The organism is Citrobacter sp. TBCS-14, assembly GCF_005280805.1.
Classification (GTDB): domain Bacteria; phylum Pseudomonadota; class Gammaproteobacteria; order Enterobacterales; family Enterobacteriaceae; genus Citrobacter; species Citrobacter gillenii.
Window position 1 is genome coordinate 79,884 of record NZ_SZWM01001195.1, and the last position, 19,212, is coordinate 99,095.

Annotated in this window: 21 protein-coding genes; 16 read left to right on the forward strand and 5 right to left on the reverse strand. The window is 52.6% G+C overall.

Annotation, left to right across the window (positions count from 1 at the left end; all coding sequences use genetic code 11):
* Positions 1–184 precede the first annotated feature (184 nt).
* The 7 genes from mlaF to murA all read left to right on the forward strand — a co-directional run bounded on the left by mlaF (position 185) and on the right by murA (position 5,035).
* Positions 185–997, forward strand: coding sequence for a phospholipid ABC transporter ATP-binding protein MlaF (mlaF, locus tag FDX22_RS25130; protein ID WP_115257381.1), 813 nt, complete (start codon positions 185–187; stop codon positions 995–997).
* 7 nt (positions 998–1,004) lie between these two features.
* On the forward strand, positions 1,005–1,787 hold the full coding sequence (gene mlaE / locus FDX22_RS25135; protein ID WP_045448070.1) for a lipid asymmetry maintenance ABC transporter permease subunit MlaE: 783 nt from the start codon (positions 1,005–1,007) through the stop codon (positions 1,785–1,787).
* Between the two features lie 4 nt (positions 1,788–1,791).
* Positions 1,792–2,349, forward strand: a complete 558-nt coding sequence (gene mlaD / locus FDX22_RS25140) for an outer membrane lipid asymmetry maintenance protein MlaD (RefSeq protein ID WP_146717942.1) — start codon at positions 1,792–1,794, stop codon at positions 2,347–2,349.
* An 18-nt stretch (positions 2,350–2,367) separates the two neighbouring features.
* On the forward strand, positions 2,368–3,003 hold the full coding sequence (gene mlaC, locus FDX22_RS25145; RefSeq protein ID WP_115257382.1) for a phospholipid-binding protein MlaC: 636 nt from the start codon (positions 2,368–2,370) through the stop codon (positions 3,001–3,003).
* Positions 3,003–3,296, forward strand: coding sequence for a lipid asymmetry maintenance protein MlaB (mlaB, locus tag FDX22_RS25150; RefSeq protein WP_096755509.1), 294 nt, complete (start codon positions 3,003–3,005; stop codon positions 3,294–3,296). The genes mlaC and mlaB overlap by 1 nt, the downstream gene beginning before the upstream one ends.
* A 171-nt stretch (positions 3,297–3,467) precedes the next feature.
* Positions 3,468–3,722: a BolA family iron metabolism protein IbaG gene (gene ibaG / locus FDX22_RS25155; protein ID WP_005121314.1), complete on the forward strand. Its 255-nt coding sequence runs from the start codon at positions 3,468–3,470 to the stop codon at positions 3,720–3,722.
* A gap of 53 nt (positions 3,723–3,775) precedes the next feature.
* Entirely contained in the window at positions 3,776–5,035 is a 1,260-nt protein-coding gene (murA, locus tag FDX22_RS25160) for a UDP-N-acetylglucosamine 1-carboxyvinyltransferase (RefSeq protein WP_096755510.1), read from the forward strand.
* A gap of 56 nt (positions 5,036–5,091) precedes the next feature.
* Here murA and sfsB read toward each other — a convergent pair whose 3' ends face one another.
* Together sfsB and ispB are read right to left on the reverse strand one after the other, a co-directional pair.
* On the reverse strand, positions 5,092–5,376 hold the full coding sequence (gene sfsB / locus FDX22_RS25165) for a DNA-binding transcriptional regulator SfsB (protein WP_115257384.1): 285 nt from the start codon (positions 5,374–5,376) through the stop codon (positions 5,092–5,094).
* Positions 5,377–5,612: 236 nt separating this feature from the next.
* Entirely contained in the window at positions 5,613–6,584 is a 972-nt protein-coding gene (gene ispB / locus FDX22_RS25170) for an octaprenyl diphosphate synthase (protein WP_115257385.1), read from the reverse strand.
* Between the two features lie 258 nt (positions 6,585–6,842).
* Between ispB and rplU the strand changes: the two genes are divergently transcribed.
* From rplU to cgtA, 4 genes are all read left to right on the forward strand, one after another.
* Positions 6,843–7,154 (forward strand): 50S ribosomal protein L21, encoded by a 312-nt coding sequence (gene rplU, locus FDX22_RS25175; protein ID WP_003025032.1) that lies wholly within the window; start codon positions 6,843–6,845, stop codon positions 7,152–7,154.
* 19 nt (positions 7,155–7,173) lie between these two features.
* Entirely contained in the window at positions 7,174–7,431 is a 258-nt protein-coding gene (gene rpmA, locus FDX22_RS25180; RefSeq protein WP_096755516.1) for a 50S ribosomal protein L27, read from the forward strand.
* A 127-nt stretch (positions 7,432–7,558) separates the two neighbouring features.
* A complete protein-coding gene (locus FDX22_RS25185) occupies positions 7,559–8,524 on the forward strand; it encodes a DMT family transporter (RefSeq protein ID WP_096755517.1) in 966 nt (321 codons plus the stop codon).
* Positions 8,525–8,539: 15 nt separating this feature from the next.
* Positions 8,540–9,712, forward strand: a complete 1,173-nt coding sequence (cgtA, locus tag FDX22_RS25190) for an Obg family GTPase CgtA (RefSeq protein WP_096755518.1) — start codon at positions 8,540–8,542, stop codon at positions 9,710–9,712.
* 129 nt (positions 9,713–9,841) lie between these two features.
* Here cgtA and dacB read toward each other — a convergent pair whose 3' ends face one another.
* Complete coding sequence (gene dacB / locus FDX22_RS25195; protein ID WP_146717943.1) at positions 9,842–11,278, reverse strand: serine-type D-Ala-D-Ala carboxypeptidase; 1,437 nt, start codon at positions 11,276–11,278, stop codon at positions 9,842–9,844.
* A gap of 247 nt (positions 11,279–11,525) precedes the next feature.
* On the opposite strand from dacB, the gene greA reads away from it, so the two are divergent.
* Positions 11,526–12,002, forward strand: coding sequence for a transcription elongation factor GreA (gene greA, locus FDX22_RS25200; RefSeq protein WP_096755520.1), 477 nt, complete (start codon positions 11,526–11,528; stop codon positions 12,000–12,002).
* A gap of 153 nt (positions 12,003–12,155) precedes the next feature.
* On the opposite strand, the gene yhbY is transcribed toward greA, so the two are convergent.
* Positions 12,156–12,449 (reverse strand): ribosome assembly RNA-binding protein YhbY, encoded by a 294-nt coding sequence (gene yhbY, locus FDX22_RS25210; RefSeq protein WP_096755522.1) that lies wholly within the window; start codon positions 12,447–12,449, stop codon positions 12,156–12,158.
* A gap of 125 nt (positions 12,450–12,574) precedes the next feature.
* On the opposite strand from yhbY, the gene rlmE reads away from it, so the two are divergent.
* The 4 genes from rlmE to glmM all read left to right on the forward strand — a co-directional run bounded on the left by rlmE (position 12,575) and on the right by glmM (position 17,698).
* Entirely contained in the window at positions 12,575–13,204 is a 630-nt protein-coding gene (gene rlmE, locus FDX22_RS25215; RefSeq protein WP_004106110.1) for a 23S rRNA (uridine(2552)-2'-O)-methyltransferase RlmE, read from the forward strand.
* A gap of 99 nt (positions 13,205–13,303) precedes the next feature.
* Positions 13,304–15,235, forward strand: a complete 1,932-nt coding sequence (gene ftsH, locus FDX22_RS25220) for an ATP-dependent zinc metalloprotease FtsH (RefSeq protein ID WP_115257388.1) — start codon at positions 13,304–13,306, stop codon at positions 15,233–15,235.
* 284 nt (positions 15,236–15,519) lie between these two features.
* Positions 15,520–16,368, forward strand: coding sequence for a dihydropteroate synthase (gene folP / locus FDX22_RS25225; RefSeq protein ID WP_146717944.1), 849 nt, complete (start codon positions 15,520–15,522; stop codon positions 16,366–16,368).
* Positions 16,361–17,698, forward strand: a complete 1,338-nt coding sequence (gene glmM, locus FDX22_RS25230) for a phosphoglucosamine mutase (protein WP_115257390.1) — start codon at positions 16,361–16,363, stop codon at positions 17,696–17,698. The genes folP and glmM overlap by 8 nt, the downstream gene beginning before the upstream one ends.
* A 43-nt stretch (positions 17,699–17,741) precedes the next feature.
* Here the strand turns inward: glmM and dcuC are convergent, their stop codons facing one another.
* Positions 17,742–19,208 (reverse strand): C4-dicarboxylate transporter DcuC, encoded by a 1,467-nt coding sequence (gene dcuC, locus FDX22_RS25235; protein ID WP_115257391.1) that lies wholly within the window; start codon positions 19,206–19,208, stop codon positions 17,742–17,744.
* Positions 19,209–19,212 lie beyond the last annotated feature (4 nt).

A 19,212-nucleotide genomic window follows, 5' to 3' on the forward strand; every position in this document is an offset into this window, starting at 1 on the left:
TCCACGTGAAGGATCTTCTGGAAGCCGTAACGAAGTCTTAATTTTGACTTTATGCGGCTAAAAAGTAAAACAAATGCCAGCTTTCGCTAACCAGAGCGGGTAATAATCTGTAAATATGTTGGGTTCATGGCTAAATTGAGCGCCAAACTCTTCGATCAACGAGGCAATAGTAAAGGATGAATCAATGGGTCAGTCTGTGGCGAATCTAGTCGATATGCACGATGTCAGCTTTTCCCGAGGCGACCGCTGCATTTTTGATAATATTTCCCTGACGGTGCCGCGCGGCAAGATAACGGCGATCATGGGGCCATCAGGCATCGGCAAAACGACGCTGTTGCGTCTGATTGGCGGACAAATTCCCCCGGATAAGGGTGAGATCCTGTTTGATGGCGAGAACGTCCCGGCCATGTCTCGTTCGCGGTTATACACCGTGCGTAAACGTATGAGTATGCTGTTTCAATCGGGTGCGCTGTTTACCGATATGAACGTGTTCGACAACGTTGCTTATCCGCTACGTGAGCATACGACGCTACCCGCGCCGTTGCTGAAAAGCACGGTGATGATGAAGCTTGAGGCCGTTGGCCTGCGCGGTGCAGCAAAATTAATGCCTTCTGAATTATCTGGTGGGATGGCGCGACGTGCCGCACTTGCACGCGCCATTGCGCTGGAACCAGACCTGATCATGTTTGATGAGCCGTTTGTCGGTCAGGACCCCATCACCATGGGCGTGCTGGTGAAGCTGATCTCTGAACTGAACAGCACGCTGGGCGTCACCTGTGTGGTGGTGTCTCATGATGTGCCGGAGGTTCTGAGTATTGCGGATTACGCCTATATAATGGCGGATAAAAAAATTGTGGCCTACGGTAGTGCTCAGGCACTGCAAGAAAATGCCGATCCGCGTGTACGTCAGTTCCTCGATGGCATTGCTGATGGGCCGGTTCCGTTCCGCTACCCGGCGGGCGATTACCACTCCGATTTACTTAAAACAGGGAGTTAAGCCATCCATGTTGTTAAATGCGCTGGCCTCACTCGGACATCGAGGGATTAAAACCCTCAGGACGTTCGGGCGTGCTGGATTAATGTTGTTCAATGCGGTAGTCGGCAAGCCGGAGTTTCGCAAACATGCGCCGCTTCTGATCCGTCAGCTCTATAATGTCGGCGTCTTATCGATGCTGATTATTATCGTTTCTGGCGTGTTCATCGGTATGGTGTTGGGGCTGCAGGGATACCTGGTTCTGACCACCTACAGTGCGGAAACCAGTCTTGGTATGCTGGTGGCGCTTTCGCTGCTGCGTGAACTGGGACCGGTTGTGGCGGCGCTGCTGTTCGCCGGGCGAGCCGGGTCGGCCTTAACCGCAGAAATTGGTCTGATGCGGGCAACCGAACAGCTTTCCAGTATGGAAATGATGGCGGTTGATCCCCTGCGTCGGGTGATATCCCCACGCTTTTGGGCGGGGGTGATTTCACTGCCGCTGCTGACGATTATTTTTGTCGCGGTAGGTATCTGGGGCGGTTCACTGGTCGGCGTAAGCTGGAAAGGTATTGATGCAGGCTTTTTCTGGTCTGCGATGCAAAATGCCGTCGACTGGCGCCTGGACCTGGTCAACTGTTTAATTAAGAGCGTGGTGTTCGCCATTACGGTCACATGGATTGCATTGTTCAATGGTTATGATGCAATCCCGACCTCTGCCGGGATTAGCCGGGCAACGACACGTACCGTTGTGCACGCCTCTCTTGCCGTTCTGGGGCTGGATTTTGTGCTGACCGCACTGATGTTTGGGAATTGAGTTCATGCAAACGAAAAAAAATGAAATTTGGGTCGGGTTATTCCTGTTGGTTGCGCTGCTGGCGGCGATGTTTGTCTGCCTGAAAGCAGCTAACGTCACCTCTATGCGTACTGAGCCGACCTACACGATTTATGCGACCTTTGATAACATTGGCGGCTTGAGAGAACGCTCTCCGGTGCGGATTGGCGGGGTAGTTGTTGGACGCGTGTCGGACATTTCGTTGGATCCGAAATCGTACCTGCCGCGTGTGACGCTGGAGATTGAATCGCGCTTTAACCAGATTCCAGATACCAGTTCGCTGAGTATCCGCACTTCCGGTCTGCTGGGTGAGCAATATCTGGCATTGAACGTCGGTTTTGAGGATCCTGAACTGGGAACCGCTATTCTCAAGGATGGTGATACGATCCAGGACACCAAATCGGCGATGGTGCTGGAAGATATGATTGGTCAGTTCCTTTACAACAGTAACAGTAAAGGCGATGACAATAAGAATTCTGGCGATGCGCCGACTGCGGCTCAGGGTAATAATGAAGCCACCACGCCTGCGGGCGCGACGAAATAATCTCAGGAGAATCGACATATGTTTAAACGATTGATGATGGTGGCTATGCTGGTCATTGCTCCACTTAGCGCAGCAACGGCAGCGGATCAAGCCAACCCTTACAAACAGATGGATGAGGCGGCGCAGAAAACCTTCGACCGTCTGAAGAACGAACAGCCGAAAATCCGTTCTAACCCGGATTACCTGCGTGATATCGTCGATCAGGAGCTGTTGCCGTACGTGCAGGTGAAATATGCCGGCGCGCTGGTGCTGGGTCGTTATTACAAAGAAGCGACGCCTGCACAACGTGACGCGTATTTTGCTGCGTTTCGTGAGTACCTGAAACAGGCCTACGGCCAGGCGCTGGCGATGTACCATGGCCAGACTTATCAGATTGCCCCGGAACAACCGCTGGGCGATGCGACCATCGTGCCGATCCGTGTCACCATCATCGATCCGAACGGCCGTCCTCCGGTACGTCTGGATTTCCAGTGGCGTAAAAACTCCCAGACCGGTCACTGGCAGGCGTATGACATGATCGCCGAAGGCGTCAGCATGATCACCACCAAACAAAATGAGTGGAGTGACCTGCTGCGGACCAAAGGTATTGATGGCCTGACGGCGCAGCTGAAATCTATTTCTCAGCAGAAAATCACGCTGGAAGAGAAAAAATAATGACGCAGTCACTCGCCTGGGCGCGTGAAGGTGACAAGTTGTTGCTGGTGGGGGAACTGGATCAGGACGTGTTAAACCCATTATGGGATGCGCGTGTTGAAGCGATGAAAGGGGTTACCTGCATCGATCTGAGCCAGGTTTCCCGGGTTGATACCGGTGGACTGGCACTGCTGGTCCATCTTATTGACCAGGGCAAGAGGCAGGGGAACCGTGTTGTACTCAGCGGTGTGAACGATAAGGTTTATACGCTGGCAAAGCTTTACAATCTGCCTGACGATGTCCTTCCGCGTTAATTTTTTGTAGGCCGGATAAGGTCTTGTGCCGCCATCCGGCAAACCCCCTGAGGGGGTAGCAGCCACCAAAGCCTTGTCTGATTTATCGGCGAGGCTTTTTGCTTATTTATGACAGCGCAACTTTGCTCTAAGATGTTGGGCTGTTTTCACTATCTGACGAATGAAGAGCCCATGGAAAATAATGAAATTCAGAGCGTGCTGATGAACGCACTCTCCCTCCAGGAAGTCCACGTCTCTGGCGATGGCAGTCACTTTCAGGTTATTGCCGTGGGTGAGATGTTTGACGGCATGAGCCGGGTCAAGAAGCAGCAATCGGTCTATGGCCCATTGATGGAGTACATTGCGGACAACCGCATTCATGCCGTGTCGATCAAAGCATTTACCCCAGCGGAATGGGCACGCGATCGCAAACTTAACGGTTTTTGAGCTACGGGTGATGCGCCGGTAGCGAATATGAATTCTTAACAGAGAACAGAATAATGGATAAGTTTCGTGTACAGGGGCCGACTAAGCTCCAGGGCGAAGTCACAATTTCAGGCGCTAAAAACGCCGCACTGCCAATCCTGTTTGCGGCATTGCTGGCAGAAGAACCTGTCGAAATCCAAAACGTCCCGAAACTGAAGGACGTTGACACCTCGATGAAGCTGCTGAGTCAGCTGGGCGCAAAGGTTGAACGTAACGGTTCCGTGCACATTGATGCTCGCGACGTTAACGTCTTCTGCGCGCCATACGACCTGGTAAAAACCATGCGTGCGTCTATCTGGGCGCTGGGGCCGCTGGTGGCTCGCTTTGGTCAGGGCCAGGTATCACTGCCGGGCGGCTGCACGATTGGCGCGCGTCCAGTTGACCTGCACATTACCGGTCTGGAGCAGTTAGGGGCGACCATCAAGCTGGAAGAAGGCTATGTGAAGGCGTCCGTTGATGGCCGTCTGAAAGGCGCGCACATCGTGATGGATAAAGTGAGCGTCGGCGCGACGGTCACTATCATGTGTGCGGCTACGCTTGCCGAAGGTACGACCATCATCGAGAACGCCGCGCGCGAGCCGGAAATCGTTGATACCGCGAACTTCCTGATTGCACTGGGTGCGAAGATCACCGGTCAGGGCACCGATCGTATCACCATCGAGGGCGTTGAGCGTCTCGGTGGCGGCGTGTATCGCGTTCTGCCAGACCGTATTGAAACCGGGACGTTCCTGGTGGCAGCGGCGATTTCTCGCGGCAAAATCATCTGCCATAACGCACAACCGGACACGCTGGATGCCGTTCTGGCGAAACTGCGTGATGCAGGTGCGGATATTGAAGTCGGGGCCGACTGGATTAGCCTCGACATGCACGGCAAGCGTCCGAAAGCGGTCAATGTGCGCACTGCTCCGCATCCGGCGTTCCCGACTGACATGCAGGCACAGTTCACGCTGCTGAATCTGGTGGCAGAAGGCACCGGTTTCATCACGGAGACCGTGTTTGAAAACCGCTTCATGCACGTGCCTGAACTTAGCCGTATGGGCGCTCACGCAGAGATTGAAAGCAATACCGTGATTTGTCACGGCGTTGAAACGCTCTCCGGCGCGCAGGTGATGGCAACGGATCTGCGTGCATCAGCAAGCCTGGTACTGGCAGGCTGTATTGCAGAAGGCACCACGGTAGTTGATCGCATTTATCACATCGATCGTGGCTATGAGCGCATCGAAGATAAGCTGCGTGCGCTGGGCGCAAATATCGAGCGCGTGAAAGGCGAGTAATAGCCAACGTGTCTAGTGACCCCTTGGTTTTTGCTCAGGGGTCACTGTTCAGCACTTCACTCGAGGGGCATTTTCTCTTTACGCACTCTCATCATCCGTGTTCTGTCGATGAATTCATGCGTCTTTGCGTCGTGATATCGCGACGGCCAAATTACCCAGGGTTCAGTGCCTAGCGCTTTCGCGATAATGACTTCTCCTTTTGGCCATGGACGAGTTAACGCATTTGCCAGCGTTGATGAACTCAACCCATTTCTCCGCGACTCTGCGGCCATTGAGGTCCCTTTCTTGCGCAGTCCTGCGATGATATCAGCTGGATGCCAGTCAATGAGTTTGCTTTCCATACGTCCCTTTCTCCTTTGGTTCACCACTTATGGTTTAACAATTAGCCAGTAGTGACACTATACTCGCGGAGAACGAATGTTCTAAAATGTTCGTGTAAAGGGTTTGTATATTCAGAATAAATCAAGATTTTTTCTAGTGTTATGTAAAATTGTTGTGCTTATTGGAATTTACTGGAATATAAAAAACCCCGTGCAGTGCACGGGATGATGTTATACGAAGAAAGGTGAGGAAAGGATTAACGGTCGCGCTGTACGGCGATATGTGCCAGGCCAATCAGGGCTTCTTTCCATTGCGTTTCAGGAAGTACCTGAAGCGCGGCGATGGCCTTGTCGGCCTCTTCTTCTGCACGCTGGCGGGTCCATTCCAGCGAGCCGCAGGCGTTCATGGCTTCCAGAACCGGCTCCAGAAGATGACGCCCGTTTCCTTGCTCGATAGCCTGACGAATCATTTGCGCCTGTTCTGGGGTGCCGTGGCGCATCGCATGCAGCAGCGGCAGCGTCGGTTTCCCTTCGTTGAGATCGTCGCCCACGTTTTTACCCAGCTGCTCGCCGTCTGCGCTGTAATCGAGTAAGTCGTCGATTAACTGGAAAGCTGTGCCAAGATAGCGGCCATAATCCTGCAAGCCTTTCTCTTGTTCTTCGCTGCAGCCGGCAAGAATACCAGAGCACTGTGCTGCCGCTTCAAACAGGCGCGCTGTCTTGCTGTAGATGACGCGCATGTAGTTTTCTTCGGTAATGTCAGGGTCGTTGACGTTCATCAATTGCAGAACTTCACCCTCAGCAATGACGTTCACTGCCTTAGACATCACTTCCAGCACTTTCAGTGAGCCAAGGCTGGTCATCATCTGAAAGGCGCGGGTATAGATAAAATCGCCGACCAGTACGCTGGCTGCATTACCAAACGCTGCGTTTGCCGTTGCTTTCCCACGGCGCATGTCGGATTCATCCACCACATCGTCATGAAGCAGGGTTGCGGTGTGGATAAACTCGATTAGGGCCGCGATCGTAACGTGGGCGTTTTCCTGATAGCCAACGGCGCGAGCAGCAAGTACGGCGATCATTGGGCGAATGCGTTTTCCGCCGCCGCTGATGATGTAGTACCCCAACTGATTGATCAGCTGGACGTCGGAATTGAGCTGTTCAAGGATTGTCGCATTGACACCCGCCATATCTTGCGCGGTTAACTCATTGATTTTTTCTAAATTCATCGCAAAAGCCGGGCTTCTCGCCCCGATTACCTCACTGTATGGCAAGGTAACTACGGGTTTAGGGTTAGAAATATATGCTGATTGTACTGAAAAAACGCCACAGATAAACGTTACCATACACGTTGTGTTTTTTTTCTGCATGTATTGACGGTAGCACTTGTCAAAGGCTCGCGTTTTGCGTAATATTCGCGCCCTATTGTGAATATTTATAGCGCACTCTGAATCATCAAAAAGGTGTGCGCGGAAGCGGAGTTTTTTATGTACGCGGTTTTCCAAAGTGGTGGTAAACAACACCGAGTAAGCGAAGGTCAGACCGTTCGCCTGGAAAAGCTGGACATCGCAACTGGCGAATCTGTTGAATTCGCAGAAGTTCTGATGATCGCAAACGGTGAAGAAGTCAAAATCGGCGTTCCTTTCGTTGATGGCGGCGTTATCAAAGCTGAAGTTGTTGCTCACGGTCGTGGCGAGAAAGTTAAAATTGTTAAGTTTCGTCGTCGTAAACACTACCGTAAGCAGCAGGGCCATCGTCAGTGGTTCACTGATGTGAAAATCACTGGCATCAGCGCTTAAGTTAAGAGGAGCAGATTAAATGGCACATAAAAAGGCTGGCGGCTCGACTCGTAACGGTCGCGATTCAGAAGCTAAACGTCTGGGCGTAAAACGCTTTGGCGGCGAAACAGTTCTGGCAGGTAGCATCATCGTTCGTCAACGTGGTACTCAGTTCCACGCTGGTTCTAACGTGGGCTGCGGCAAAGACCACACTCTGTTTGCTAAAGCAGACGGTAAAGTGAAATTCGAAGTGAAAGGCCCGAAAAACCGTCGTTTCATCAGCATTGTTGCTGAATAAGTTTTTCGCGTCCCGGTAACGGATGAAAGCCCCGCAACGTGTTGCGGGGCTTTTTACATTCGATGGCCGGTAAATATGCTCGTCTCGCCGTGACAACCCGGAAACGAGCTCTTGCAGGGAATACGGCATGAAGCAGCAGGCAGGTATTGGTATTCTTTTAGCGCTGACGACGGCAGTCTGTTGGGGCGCTTTACCAATAGCGATGAAGCAAGTGCTGGAGGTGATGGAGCCTCCTACGGTAGTGTTCTACCGTTTTTTAATGGCAAGTATTGGCCTTGGGGCGATTCTTGCGGTTAAAAAAAAGCTCCCGCCATTGCGTATTTTTCGCAAAGCGCGTTGGTTGGTACTGTTGGCAATCGCCACCGGTGGGCTGTTTGGTAACTTCATTCTGTTTAGTTCATCTTTGCAATATTTGAGCCCAACGACTTCGCAGGTTATCGGACAATTGTCACCGGTTGGCATGATGGTCGCTAGCGTCTTTATCCTGAAGGAAAAGATGCGCGGTACGCAGATTATTGGCGCCATAATGCTGCTGAGTGGACTGGTGATGTTTTTTAATACCAGTCTGATCGAGATTTTTACCAAACTCACTGATTACACCTGGGGTGTGATCTTTGGTGTGGGTGCGGCGACGGTCTGGGTGAGCTATGGGGTTGCGCAAAAGGTGTTATTGCGTCGCCTGGCATCACAGCAGATCCTGTTTTTACTGTACACTTTATGTACGCTCGCGTTGTTGCCGCTGGCTAAACCCGGTGTGATAACGCAGCTCAGTGACTGGCAGCTGGCTTGCCTGATATTCTGCGGCCTGAATACGCTGGTAGGATACGGCGCACTTGCGGAAGCAATGGCGCGCTGGCAGGCGGCTCAGGTGAGCGCCATTATTACGCTCACACCGCTGTTTACGTTATTATTTTCAGATTTATTATCACTGGCCTGGCCCGATTTCTTCGCCAGACCGATGCTAAACCTTTTAGGTTATCTCGGTGCGTTTATCGTGGTTGCGGGCGCGATGTATTCCGCCATTGGTCATCGTATTTGGGGCGGTTTACGTAAGCATGAAACGGTGGTTTCGCAACCCCGCTCAGGCGAATGATTTACGGAGAGTAAAATGAAGTTTGTTGATGAAGCATCGATTCTGGTCGTTGCAGGTGATGGCGGTAATGGTTGCGTCAGCTTCCGCCGCGAAAAGTACATCCCGAGAGGCGGTCCGGACGGCGGTGATGGTGGTGATGGTGGTGACGTCTGGCTGGAAGCCGACGAAAACCTGAACACGCTGATCGATTACCGCTTCGAAAAATCGTTCCGTGCGGAACGTGGTCAGAATGGCGCGAGCCGTGATTGCACCGGTAAGCGTGGTAAAGACGTTACGATTAAAGTGCCTGTCGGTACGCGTGTGATCGATCAGGGCACGGGCGAAACCATGGGCGACATGACCAAGCACGGTCAGCGTCTGATGGTCGCTAAAGGCGGCTGGCACGGTCTGGGTAACACCCGTTTCAAATCCTCGGTCAACCGTACTCCACGTCAGAAAACAATGGGTACGCCGGGCGATAAACGCGATCTGATGCTGGAGCTGATGCTGTTAGCGGATGTCGGTATGCTGGGTATGCCAAACGCCGGTAAATCAACGTTTATCCGTGCGGTCTCTGCAGCGAAACCGAAAGTGGCGGATTATCCGTTCACCACGCTGGTGCCGAGTCTGGGCGTTGTGCGTATGGACAACGAAAAGAGCTTTGTGGTTGCTGACATCCCGGGTCTGATTGAAGGCGCTGCGGAAGGCGCGGGTCTGGGGATCCGATTCCTGAAGCACCTGGAGCGTTGCCGCGTCCTGCTGCACCTCATCGATATCGATCCGATTGACGGTTCAGATCCGGTAGAAAACGCCCGTATTATTATTGGCGAACTGGAGAAATACAGTCAGGATCTGGCCTCCAAGCCGCGTTGGTTAGTGTTCAACAAAATTGATTTGATGGACAAAGACGAAGCGGAAGAGAAAGCGAAAGCGATCGCTGAAGCGCTGGGCTGGGAAGGTAAATATTACCTGATCTCTGCTGCCAGTCAGCTGGGCGTGAAGGATCTTTGCTGGGATGTGATGACGTTTATCATTGAGAACCCAATTGTTCAGGCTGAAGAAGCGAAGCAGCCAGAGAAAGTGGAGTTCATGTGGGACGATTATCACCGTCAGCAGCTCGCTGAAGTCGAAGACGAAGCGGAAGATGACTGGGATGAAGATTGGGACGAAGACGACGAAGAAGGCGTTGAGTTCATCTACAAGCGTTAATCCTGGTGCCGGATGGCGACGCGATTGCGTCTTATCCGGCCAACAATATCAACGGGCCGCAAATGCGGCCCGTTTTGTTATGTGCGCTGTAGGTCGGATACGCGCAAGCGCTATCCGACAGCATCACCGTCAGTTGTTCTGATAAATATCTTTGTACAACCGGCTTTCAAAGCGTACCAGCGGGATACGGCGGTTACGCTGGTCAGCGGGTTCTACCGCATAGCCAGACAGATACTGTACAAACGCCATGCGTTGCCCGCTTGCCGTGGTAATGAATCCTGCAAGGTTATACACCCCCTGTAACGAGCCGGTCTTCGCGGAGACTTTGCCATCCACGCCAGCCTGATGCAGACCCGCACGGTATTGCAGAGAGCCGTCATGGCCTGCCAGCGGCAGCATCGTAATAAAGTTCAGCTCGTTGTCATGCTGTGCGATGTACTGCAGCACCTGCATCATGGTGGCAGGCGCAATCAGGTTGTGGCGAGAGAGGCCGGATCCGTCGGCAATGATCGTGTTACCAATATCGACACCCGCCTGCTGGCGCAGGATCTGGCGTACGGCATCGGAACCTGCGCGCCAGGTGCCAGGGACATTAAATCGCGCGTGGCCGATCATACGAAAAACGGTGTCAGCAATCATGTTGTCCGACTTTTTCAGCATAATCTTAAGCAGGTCATGTAAAGGTGCTGACTGCTTGCTGGCGACAACGGTACCCGGCTCGTTGACTTGCGTCTGGCGAAGCAGCGTACCGCTGTAGGCGATACCCGCTTGTTTCAGCTCATCTTTAATAATTGCCCCGGCATAGCTGGCGCCGTCCTGAATGGCAAACGCCAGCGGCAGTGGGTCGGTGCGCTGGGGCAGACAACCGGTTAGCGTGAAGCGGTTTAAATCGCCAGGAACGACATCCAGTTCACAATATTGCGCTTCTGCAGAACCACGTGCGAGGGTGCGAACCTGGCTGAACATGGTTACCGGGTAGTATGATGCCACGCGAATAAAGGCGAGATCGTTAGGTTTTTGCGCACTGTAAAGCGACACCGAGAAGCAGTTACGATCAACAATCGCTGCCGCAGGCGGTGCGCTAAAACACTGCGTCATGTCGTTCCAGGGCCAGCCAGGTGCTTTATCATGACTGGCGAAAATGGACGTGTCGATGAGGACATTTCCGGCAATTTGCGTCACGCCTGATTTTTTCAGGGTTGCTACCATATTGCGAATATCCTGACGTTTTAGCGTCGGATCGGCACCAAATCGCGCCACCAAGTCACCTTTCAATACCCCGCCTTCCACGCTACCTTTGGTTTCTAGCGTAGTAGTAAAACGGAAGTCCGGCCCAAGCTGGATCAAGGCCGCCAGGGCGGTGATGACTTTTTGGGTGCTGGCGGGTAGGGCCATTTGTTGGCTATGGTAATCAATAGCAGGCGTCGGAGCCCCAACCTTCTGTACCATAAGGGCGAGGTTGGCCCCGGCAGGGAGCTGGTTGATATACTCGTCAACATTCGCAGCCTGAACGCTGAACGCCGCAATACTGGCAGTCAATCCGATGGTAAATCTGGGAAATCGCATAATCTCGCGCTAACAACCTGGAAACAGGCCGTCATACTACGGCGCAACGCCCCAAAAAGTAAACGATGACCCATAGGGAACTCCAGGGTAAAATGATCATCAAATAGAGAATTGTAGCTGACCTGGGTCCTCGGGCCCGGGTCGGTATTTTTTTGCTTCTGACTCTGGCATCGCGTTTGCCAGGGTGGGCTTAGCAGCCGGGGTGAGGACAACCGCCCCCTACAGGAATGTTCAAGAGGTATAACAAATGCAAGCTATCCCGATGACCTTACGTGGTGCTGAAAAACTGCGTGAAGAGCTGGATTTTCTGAAATCTGTGCGCCGCCCTGAAATCATTGCCGCGATCGCCGATGCGCGTGAACACGGTGACTTGAAAGAGAACGCGGAGTACCACGCGGCCCGTGAACAGCAGGGATTCTGCGAAGGACGCATTAAAGATATCGAAGCTAAGCTGTCTAACGCGCAGGTTATCGACGTCACTAAAATGCCGAACAATGGCCGTGTCGTTTTCGGTGCAACGGTGACCGTTCTGAATCTTGATAACGATGAAGAACAGACCTGGCGCATCGTAGGTGATGACGAAGCCGATTTTAAACAGAACCTGATTTCAGTTAACTCGCCTATTGCTCGTGGCCTGATTGGCAAAGAGCAGGATGACGTGGTGGTTATCAAAACGCCGGGCGGTGAAGTGGAATATGAAGTGGTGAAAGTAGAATACCTGTAATTCGCATCTTGGTTAAGATGTTGATACATTGTAAAGAAAGGAAAAAGGCCGCATAGCGGCCTTTTATCAACGAAGAGAGCGTGGCATTTTGCTCTCCTGCTAGCGGAAATTCCCGCGTTTTACACAAACTACGTGTTCAACTTTGGGATATTCTTAGCGTGGCAGCGAGATTTTACGTTCTTTAGTCGGGCGATACAGTACCAGCGTTTTGCCGATGACCTGTACGTTACAGGCGCCGGTTTCGCGTACGATAGCTTCCACGATCAAGGTTTTGTTATCGCGATCTTCCGAGGCGATTTTCACCTTGATAAGTTCATGGTGCTCTAGCGCTTGTTCAATCTCGGCCAGTACCCCTTCGGTCAAACCATTATTGCCAAGCATGACTACAGGCTTGAGCGGATGTGCCAGACCTTTCAGGTGCTGTTTTTGTTTAGTACTCAGATTCATCGTATATTTTTGCTTAGGTTGGGATTGAAAACGGGTCATTCTACCGCCATCTCCCATATATCACCAAATAGCAGTGTAGAAATTTACACCATTGGTTACGATGAACTGCCCGATGGGAAAGTAAAATGACAGGTAAAAAGCGTTCTGCCAGCTCAAGCCGCTGGCTTCAGGAACACTTTAGCGATAAATATGTTCAGCAGGCACAGAAAAAGGGGTTACGTTCCCGTGCCTGGTTTAAACTTGATGAAATACAGCAAAGTGACAAAATTTTTAAACCGGGGATGACGATAGTTGACCTCGGCGCTGCACCCGGTGGCTGGTCGCAATACGCGGTTACGCAGATCGGAAACAGCGGCCGCATTATCGCTTGCGATCTTTTACCTATGGATCCAATCGTTGGTGTGGACTTCCTTCAGGGCGACTTTCGTGATGAATTAGTCCTGAAAGCGTTACTTGAGCGCGTAGGTGACAGTAAAGTACAAGTTGTCATGTCCGATATGGCACCAAATATGTGTGGAACACCGGCGGTGGACATTCCCCGGGCCATGTATTTGGTAGAGCTGGCGCTTGGAATGGCTCGTGATGTATTAGCGCCAGGTGGTAGTTTTGTAGTTAAGGTGTTCCAGGGCGAAGGCTTCGATGAGTATCTAAGAGAGATTCGCTCCCTGTTTACGAAGGTCAAAGTTCGTAAGCCGGACTCTTCCCGCGCTCGTTCGCGTGAAGTGTACATTGTAGCGACCGGGCGTAAACCATAACCGGCAGATTTTAAACGAAAGTTTGAAAGACGCTGGATATAGAGTATCCTGACGCTGTTTTTAACACAGTTGTAATAAGAGGTTAATCCCTTGAGTGACATGGCGAAAAACCTAATACTCTGGCTGGTCATTGCCGTTGTGCTGATGTCAGTATTCCAGAGCTTTGGGCCCAGCGAGTCTAATGGCCGTAAGGTGGATTACTCTACCTTCCTGCAAGAGGTCAATCAGGACCAGGTTCGTGAAGCGCGTATCAACGGACGTGAGATTAACGTTACCAAGAAAGACAGTAACCGTTACACGACCTACATCCCGGTTAACGATCCGAAGCTGCTTGATAACCTGCTGACCAAAAACGTCAAGGTTGTTGGCGAGCCGCCTGAAGAGCCGAGCCTGCTGGCTTCTATCTTCATTTCCTGGTTCCCAATGCTGCTGCTGATTGGTGTCTGGATCTTCTTCATGCGTCAAATGCAGGGCGGGGGTGGCAAAGGCGCCATGTCGTTCGGTAAGAGTAAAGCGCGCATGCTGACGGAAGATCAGATCAAAACCACTTTTGCCGACGTTGCAGGTTGTGACGAAGCGAAAGAAGAGGTGGCTGAGCTGGTTGAGTACCTGCGCGAACCGAGCCGTTTCCAGAAGCTGGGCGGTAAGATCCCGAAAGGCGTCCTGATGGTCGGCCCTCCGGGTACCGGTAAAACCCTGTTGGCAAAAGCCATCGCGGGTGAAGCGAAGGTTCCATTCTTCACAATTTCTGGTTCTGACTTCGTGGAAATGTTTGTGGGTGTCGGCGCATCTCGTGTGCGTGACATGTTCGAACAGGCCAAGAAAGCAGCACCGTGCATCATCTTTATCGATGAAATCGACGCCGTCGGCCGCCAACGTGGCGCGGGTCTGGGCGGTGGTCACGATGAACGTGAGCAGACGCTGAACCAGATGCTGGTTGAGATGGATGGCTTCGAAGGTAACGAAGGTATCATCGTTATCGCGGCAACTAACCGTCCGGACGTTCTTGACCCTGCGCTGTTGCGTCCAGGTCGCTTTGACCGTCAGGTGGTTGTAGGTCTGCCGGATGTTCGTGGTCGTGAGCAGATTCTGAAAGTGCATATGCGTCGCGTACCGCTGTCTCCGGACATCGATGCGGCAATTATTGCCCGCGGTACGCCTGGTTTCTCCGGTGCAGACCTGGCGAACCTGGTGAACGAAGCAGCGTTGTTCGCTGCCCGTGGTAACAAGCGCGTTGTATCGATGGTTGAGTTCGAGAAAGCGAAAGACAAAATCATGATGGGTGCGGAACGTCGCTCCATGGTGATGACGGAAGCGCAGAAAGAATCTACCGCGTACCACGAAGCAGGCCACGCGATTATCGGTCGCCTGGTACCGGAACACGATCCGGTGCACAAAGTAACGATTATTCCACGCGGTCGTGCGTTGGGTGTGACCTTCTTCCTGCCGGAAGGCGATGCAATCAGCGCTAGCCGTCAGAAACTGGAAAGTCAGATCTCTACGCTGTACGGCGGTCGTTTGGCTGAAGAGATTATCTACGGTGCTGAACATGTTTCTACCGGCGCGTCGAACGACATTAAAGTCGCGACTAACCTGGCACGTAATATGGTGACGCAGTGGGGCTTCTCTGAAAAGCTGGGTCCGTTGCTGTACGCGGAAGAAGAAGGCGAAGTGTTCCTCGGTCGTTCTGTTGCTAAAGCAAAACATATGTCCGATGAAACCGCGCGCATTATCGATCAGGAAGTTAAATTGCTGATTGAACGTAACTACGAGCGTGCTCGTCGTCTTCTGAACGATAACCTGGACATTCTGCACTCGATGAAAGATGCGCTCATGAAATATGAGACCATCGATGCACCGCAGATTGACGATCTGATGGCTCGCCGCGATGTGCGTCCGCCAGCAGGTTGGGAAGAGTCAGGTACGTCTAACAACTCTGGCAATAATGGCACCCCAAGTGCGCCGCGTCCGGTTGATGAACCGACCTCGCCGAATCCGGGTAACATGTCAGAGCAGTTAGGTGACAAATAAGTTATCGTTGCTGATGACCGTGCTTTAATTGAAAACCCTGGGGCTTGCTCCGGGGTTTTTTTATTTATCAACTTATACCCAATGAATTTCGAGTTGCATCAAGGCGGCGACGCAGGGAATCCCCAGGAGCGTACATCAGTACGTGACTGGGGTGAGCGAGGACAAACCGGCTATGCCGGTTTGAACAGCGCTTGCGCTGGCCCCGAAGGGGTGAGGCCGAAGGCCGAATAAAGCTAACGCAGATGCAGCTTGAAAGACGATGGGTATATACCAGGGATAACACTATGAAACTCTTTGCTCAGGGTTCTTCGCTGGATCTCAGCCATCCCCACGTCATGGGGATTTTAAACGTCACGCCGGACTCTTTTTCCGATGGCGGCGCGCACAACACCTTGGTTGAGGCGGTGAAACACGCCAATCTGATGATTAACGCCGGGGCGACTATCATTGATGTGGGTGGCGAATCCACGCGGCCGGGGGCGGCAGACGTCAGCGTAGAAGAAGAACTGGAACGGGTGATCCCGGTCGTTGAGGCCATTGCCCAACGCTTTGAGGTGTGGATCTCGGTGGATACCTCAAAACCGGAGGTGATTCGTGAATGTGCCCGAGTCGGTGCGCATATCATTAATGATATTCGCTCCCTGACAGAACCAGGCGCACTGGAAGCTGCGGCGGAAACTGGATTACCCGTGTGTCTGATGCATATGCAGGGGCAGCCGAAGACCATGCAGGAAGCGCCAAAGTACGAAGATGTTTTTGCTGATGTAAATCGCTACTTTGTTGAGCAAATAGCACGTTGTGAAAGGGCTGGGATCGCAAAAGATAAATTGTTGCTCGACCCGGGATTCGGTTTCGGTAAAAATCTTACCCACAACTACACATTACTGGCACGCCTGGCGGAGTTTCATCATTTTAATCTGCCGCTGCTGGTCGGGATGTCACGAAAATCAATGATTGGTCAGTTACTGAACGTGGGGCCATCTGAACGTTTGAGCGGAAGCCTGGCATGTGCGGTGATTGCTGCCATGCAGGGCGCGCAGATTATTCGTGTCCATGACGTCAAAGAAACCGTAGAAGCGATGCGTGTGGTGGAAGCCACATTGTCTGCAAAGGAAAAAAAACGCTATGAGTAATCGTAAATATTTTGGCACTGACGGTATCCGCGGTCGCGTTGGCGATACCCCAATTACGCCTGATTTTGTGCTTAAACTGGGCTGGGCGGCAGGAAAAGTGCTGGCACGTCATGGTTCACGTAAAATTATTATCGGTAAAGATACGCGTATTTCTGGCTATATGCTGGAGTCAGCGCTGGAGGCTGGTTTGGCCGCAGCGGGCCTGTCTGCTTCATTCACCGGGCCAATGCCAACCCCCGCGGTTGCGTATCTGACGCGCGCTTTCCGCGCCGAAGCAGGGATTGTCATCTCTGCCTCGCACAACCCGTTTTATGATAACGGAATTAAGTTCTTCTCCATCGACGGGACCAAATTGCCTGACTCCGTTGAAGAAGCTATCGAAGCCGAGATGGAAAAGCCGCTCACCTGTGTGGACTCTGCTGAACTGGGGAAAGCCAGCCGTATTGTCGATGCTGCGGGCCGCTATATCGAATTTTGCAAAGGTACGTTCCCGAACGAGCTGAGCCTGAACGAGCTAAAAATCGTGGTGGATTGTGCGAACGGCGCGACGTATCACATTGCGCCAAATGTACTCCGTGAACTGGGCGCAAATGTCATTGCGATTGGCTGTGAGCCGGATGGCGTCAACATCAATGAAGAAGTGGGTGCGACCGACGTTCGTGCGCTGCAGGCGCGCGTGATTGCAGAAAAAGCCGATCTGGGTATTGCGCTGGATGGTGATGGCGACCGCGTGATCATGGTGGACCACGAAGGTAATAAGGTCGATGGCGATCAGATCATGTATATCATTGCCCGTGAAGCGTTACGTCAGGGGCAACTGCGTGGTGGTGCTGTCGGTACGCTGATGAGCAACATGGGTCTCGAGCTGGCGCTGAAGCAGCTGGGTATTCCCTTTGCTCGGGCGAAAGTGGGTGACCGCTACGTGCTGGAAAAAATGCAGGAAAAAGGCTGGCGCATCGGGGCTGAAAACTCAGGGCATGTGATCCTGCTGGATAAAACCACCACCGGTGACGGTATTGTGGCGGGTCTGCAGGTGCTGGCAGCAATGGTACGTAACCATATGAGTTTGCACGACCTGTGCAGCGGTATGAAAATGTTCCCACAACTGCTGGTTAACGTTCGCTTTACCGCCGGTAGCGGCGATCCGCTGGAACATGAAACCGTGAAAGCGGTGATGGCGGACGTTGAAGCGGCGTTGGGTAACCGAGGTCGTGTTCTGCTGCGTAAATCAGGCACTGAGCCGTTAATCCGTGTGATGGTTGAAGGCGAAGATGAAGCGCAGGTTACTGAGTTCGCGCACCGTATTGCAGATGCGGTGAAAGCCGTATAAGTCCTGAAGTTTGAGAGCCGGAGTCCGAGACTCCGGCTTTTTTTTATCCTACTGAAAGTGCTTGTTTGCGTCGATGCTGCCAGAAGTAGCCCCCGGCCATCATCAGCACAAGAGCAGCCAGCCACGGCAGGACCGCCAGCAAATGCCCTGAACGGGCAAATGTCAGGGCAATCATCAACAACCACCCTCCCAGCATTGGAATTGCGGTACGTTTAACAATATCCACTGGCGATACGCCTGCGATCCCGGCAATGGCAATGATCACGCCAGCGATCGGCGATAACGTCCGGCCAATACCCGCCGAAATCTGAATAGGTAGCATCATCACGGCGATGTCGCTGCCGATATGGCGGCTGATATCCGGCACCATGGGGGCGAAGGAGAAGAAAGCGGCATTCCCCGACCCCATCAACGCAGAAATCGCAAAGGTGATCAGCGTCATCAGCAGGATTATCGAGGCGGCACTGAGACCAAATTCACCGGAGAGTGAGAGCAGCGCGTCGACTGCACCAATGGCTTTTAGCCCGGCTGAAAAAACTTCACCCGCGATAATCAACGTTACGACGGTGGCAAACACGCTGCCCATGCTGTCGAAAACTTTTTGCACGCCAGCCATCACTTCACGTGCCTTGCGATGACGCCAATACTCGCAAATCAGCGTAATGGCCAGGCTAATCAGAACGGCGGTATCCAGCGTAATTTTGAGCGAGCTAAACAGTAAATCACTGCACAGCAGCATCAATACCAACGGTAGCATCGGCAGAAACAGCCAGGCGATCGGGGCGTGGGTTTCTTCTGTGGCGGTCAACGTTTGCATCTGCTGGGTTACATCGCCGCCGCTTTCCCGGCGATCGAAAAAGCGTTGGACGACAATATGGAGCAGGGCGATGAAAAGAATGACCGGCACGACGATGGGAAGCTGATCGTGAACAAAATAGTTCACCACCTCGATACCCGCTGTTTTGGCGGCAAGAACCGAGTTACCGGAACCGGGGCCGAATTCAACCGCACAGGTACTGGCGATAACGGCGGCGACGGCGGCACGGCTGCAGCCAAGGCGGGTGAGCAGCGGATAAAGCGTTGCCATCAGCAACAAACCCAACCCCGTAGCGCTACTGATAAACAGCGACAAAAATTGCCCCAGCAGCAACGCCAGCCCCAGTAGGAGATATGGCGAGTTCAGACGCTGTAATGGACGCGAAGTCACCCGAACCAGCACCTGACTGGCACCAATGGCTGACATATAGGTGGCAAAGCCGCCAATCAGCATAATTTGCAGACCAAGGCCACCCAGGCGCACGCTCAGGGTATCGCGGATAAACTCAAACGCATCAAAGGGGCCAAACCCGGTGCTTTTCTTCACCAGGCTACTGAGCGTGGTCATTCCGCTAAAATGGGCGATGAGTAGTAATACAATCCCGGTGAGCAGCAGCACGGACTGGGGATGGTACTTTTTCAGGATCAGCCGTCCGGCAAAGACAATGGCGACTAGCGCCAGCAATAAAGACATTCTT

What these genes read in the sequence shown, in the direction of transcription:
- mlaF (WP_115257381.1), top strand. Translation starts at nt 185, where the DNA reads ATGGGTCAGTCTGTGGCGAATCTAGTCGATATGCACGATGTCAGCTTT.
- mlaE (WP_045448070.1), top strand. Translation starts at nt 1,005, where the DNA reads ATGTTGTTAAATGCGCTGGCCTCACTCGGACATCGAGGGATTAAAACC.
- mlaD (WP_146717942.1), top strand. Translation starts at nt 1,792, where the DNA reads ATGCAAACGAAAAAAAATGAAATTTGGGTCGGGTTATTCCTGTTGGTT.
- mlaC (WP_115257382.1), top strand. Translation starts at nt 2,368, where the DNA reads ATGTTTAAACGATTGATGATGGTGGCTATGCTGGTCATTGCTCCACTT.
- mlaB (WP_096755509.1), top strand. Translation starts at nt 3,003, where the DNA reads ATGACGCAGTCACTCGCCTGGGCGCGTGAAGGTGACAAGTTGTTGCTG.
- ibaG (WP_005121314.1), top strand. Translation starts at nt 3,468, where the DNA reads ATGGAAAATAATGAAATTCAGAGCGTGCTGATGAACGCACTCTCCCTC.
- murA (WP_096755510.1), top strand. Translation starts at nt 3,776, where the DNA reads ATGGATAAGTTTCGTGTACAGGGGCCGACTAAGCTCCAGGGCGAAGTC.
- sfsB (WP_115257384.1), bottom strand. Translation starts at nt 5,376, where the DNA reads ATGGAAAGCAAACTCATTGACTGGCATCCAGCTGATATCATCGCAGGA.
- ispB (WP_115257385.1), bottom strand. Translation starts at nt 6,584, where the DNA reads ATGAATTTAGAAAAAATCAATGAGTTAACCGCGCAAGATATGGCGGGT.
- rplU (WP_003025032.1), top strand. Translation starts at nt 6,843, where the DNA reads ATGTACGCGGTTTTCCAAAGTGGTGGTAAACAACACCGAGTAAGCGAA.
- rpmA (WP_096755516.1), top strand. Translation starts at nt 7,174, where the DNA reads ATGGCACATAAAAAGGCTGGCGGCTCGACTCGTAACGGTCGCGATTCA.
- FDX22_RS25185 (WP_096755517.1), top strand. Translation starts at nt 7,559, where the DNA reads ATGAAGCAGCAGGCAGGTATTGGTATTCTTTTAGCGCTGACGACGGCA.
- cgtA (WP_096755518.1), top strand. Translation starts at nt 8,540, where the DNA reads ATGAAGTTTGTTGATGAAGCATCGATTCTGGTCGTTGCAGGTGATGGC.
- dacB (WP_146717943.1), bottom strand. Translation starts at nt 11,278, where the DNA reads ATGCGATTTCCCAGATTTACCATCGGATTGACTGCCAGTATTGCGGCG.
- greA (WP_096755520.1), top strand. Translation starts at nt 11,526, where the DNA reads ATGCAAGCTATCCCGATGACCTTACGTGGTGCTGAAAAACTGCGTGAA.
- yhbY (WP_096755522.1), bottom strand. Translation starts at nt 12,449, where the DNA reads ATGAATCTGAGTACTAAACAAAAACAGCACCTGAAAGGTCTGGCACAT.
- rlmE (WP_004106110.1), top strand. Translation starts at nt 12,575, where the DNA reads ATGACAGGTAAAAAGCGTTCTGCCAGCTCAAGCCGCTGGCTTCAGGAA.
- ftsH (WP_115257388.1), top strand. Translation starts at nt 13,304, where the DNA reads ATGGCGAAAAACCTAATACTCTGGCTGGTCATTGCCGTTGTGCTGATG.
- folP (WP_146717944.1), top strand. Translation starts at nt 15,520, where the DNA reads ATGAAACTCTTTGCTCAGGGTTCTTCGCTGGATCTCAGCCATCCCCAC.
- glmM (WP_115257390.1), top strand. Translation starts at nt 16,361, where the DNA reads ATGAGTAATCGTAAATATTTTGGCACTGACGGTATCCGCGGTCGCGTT.
- dcuC (WP_115257391.1), bottom strand. Translation starts at nt 19,208, where the DNA reads ATGTCTTTATTGCTGGCGCTAGTCGCCATTGTCTTTGCCGGACGGCTG.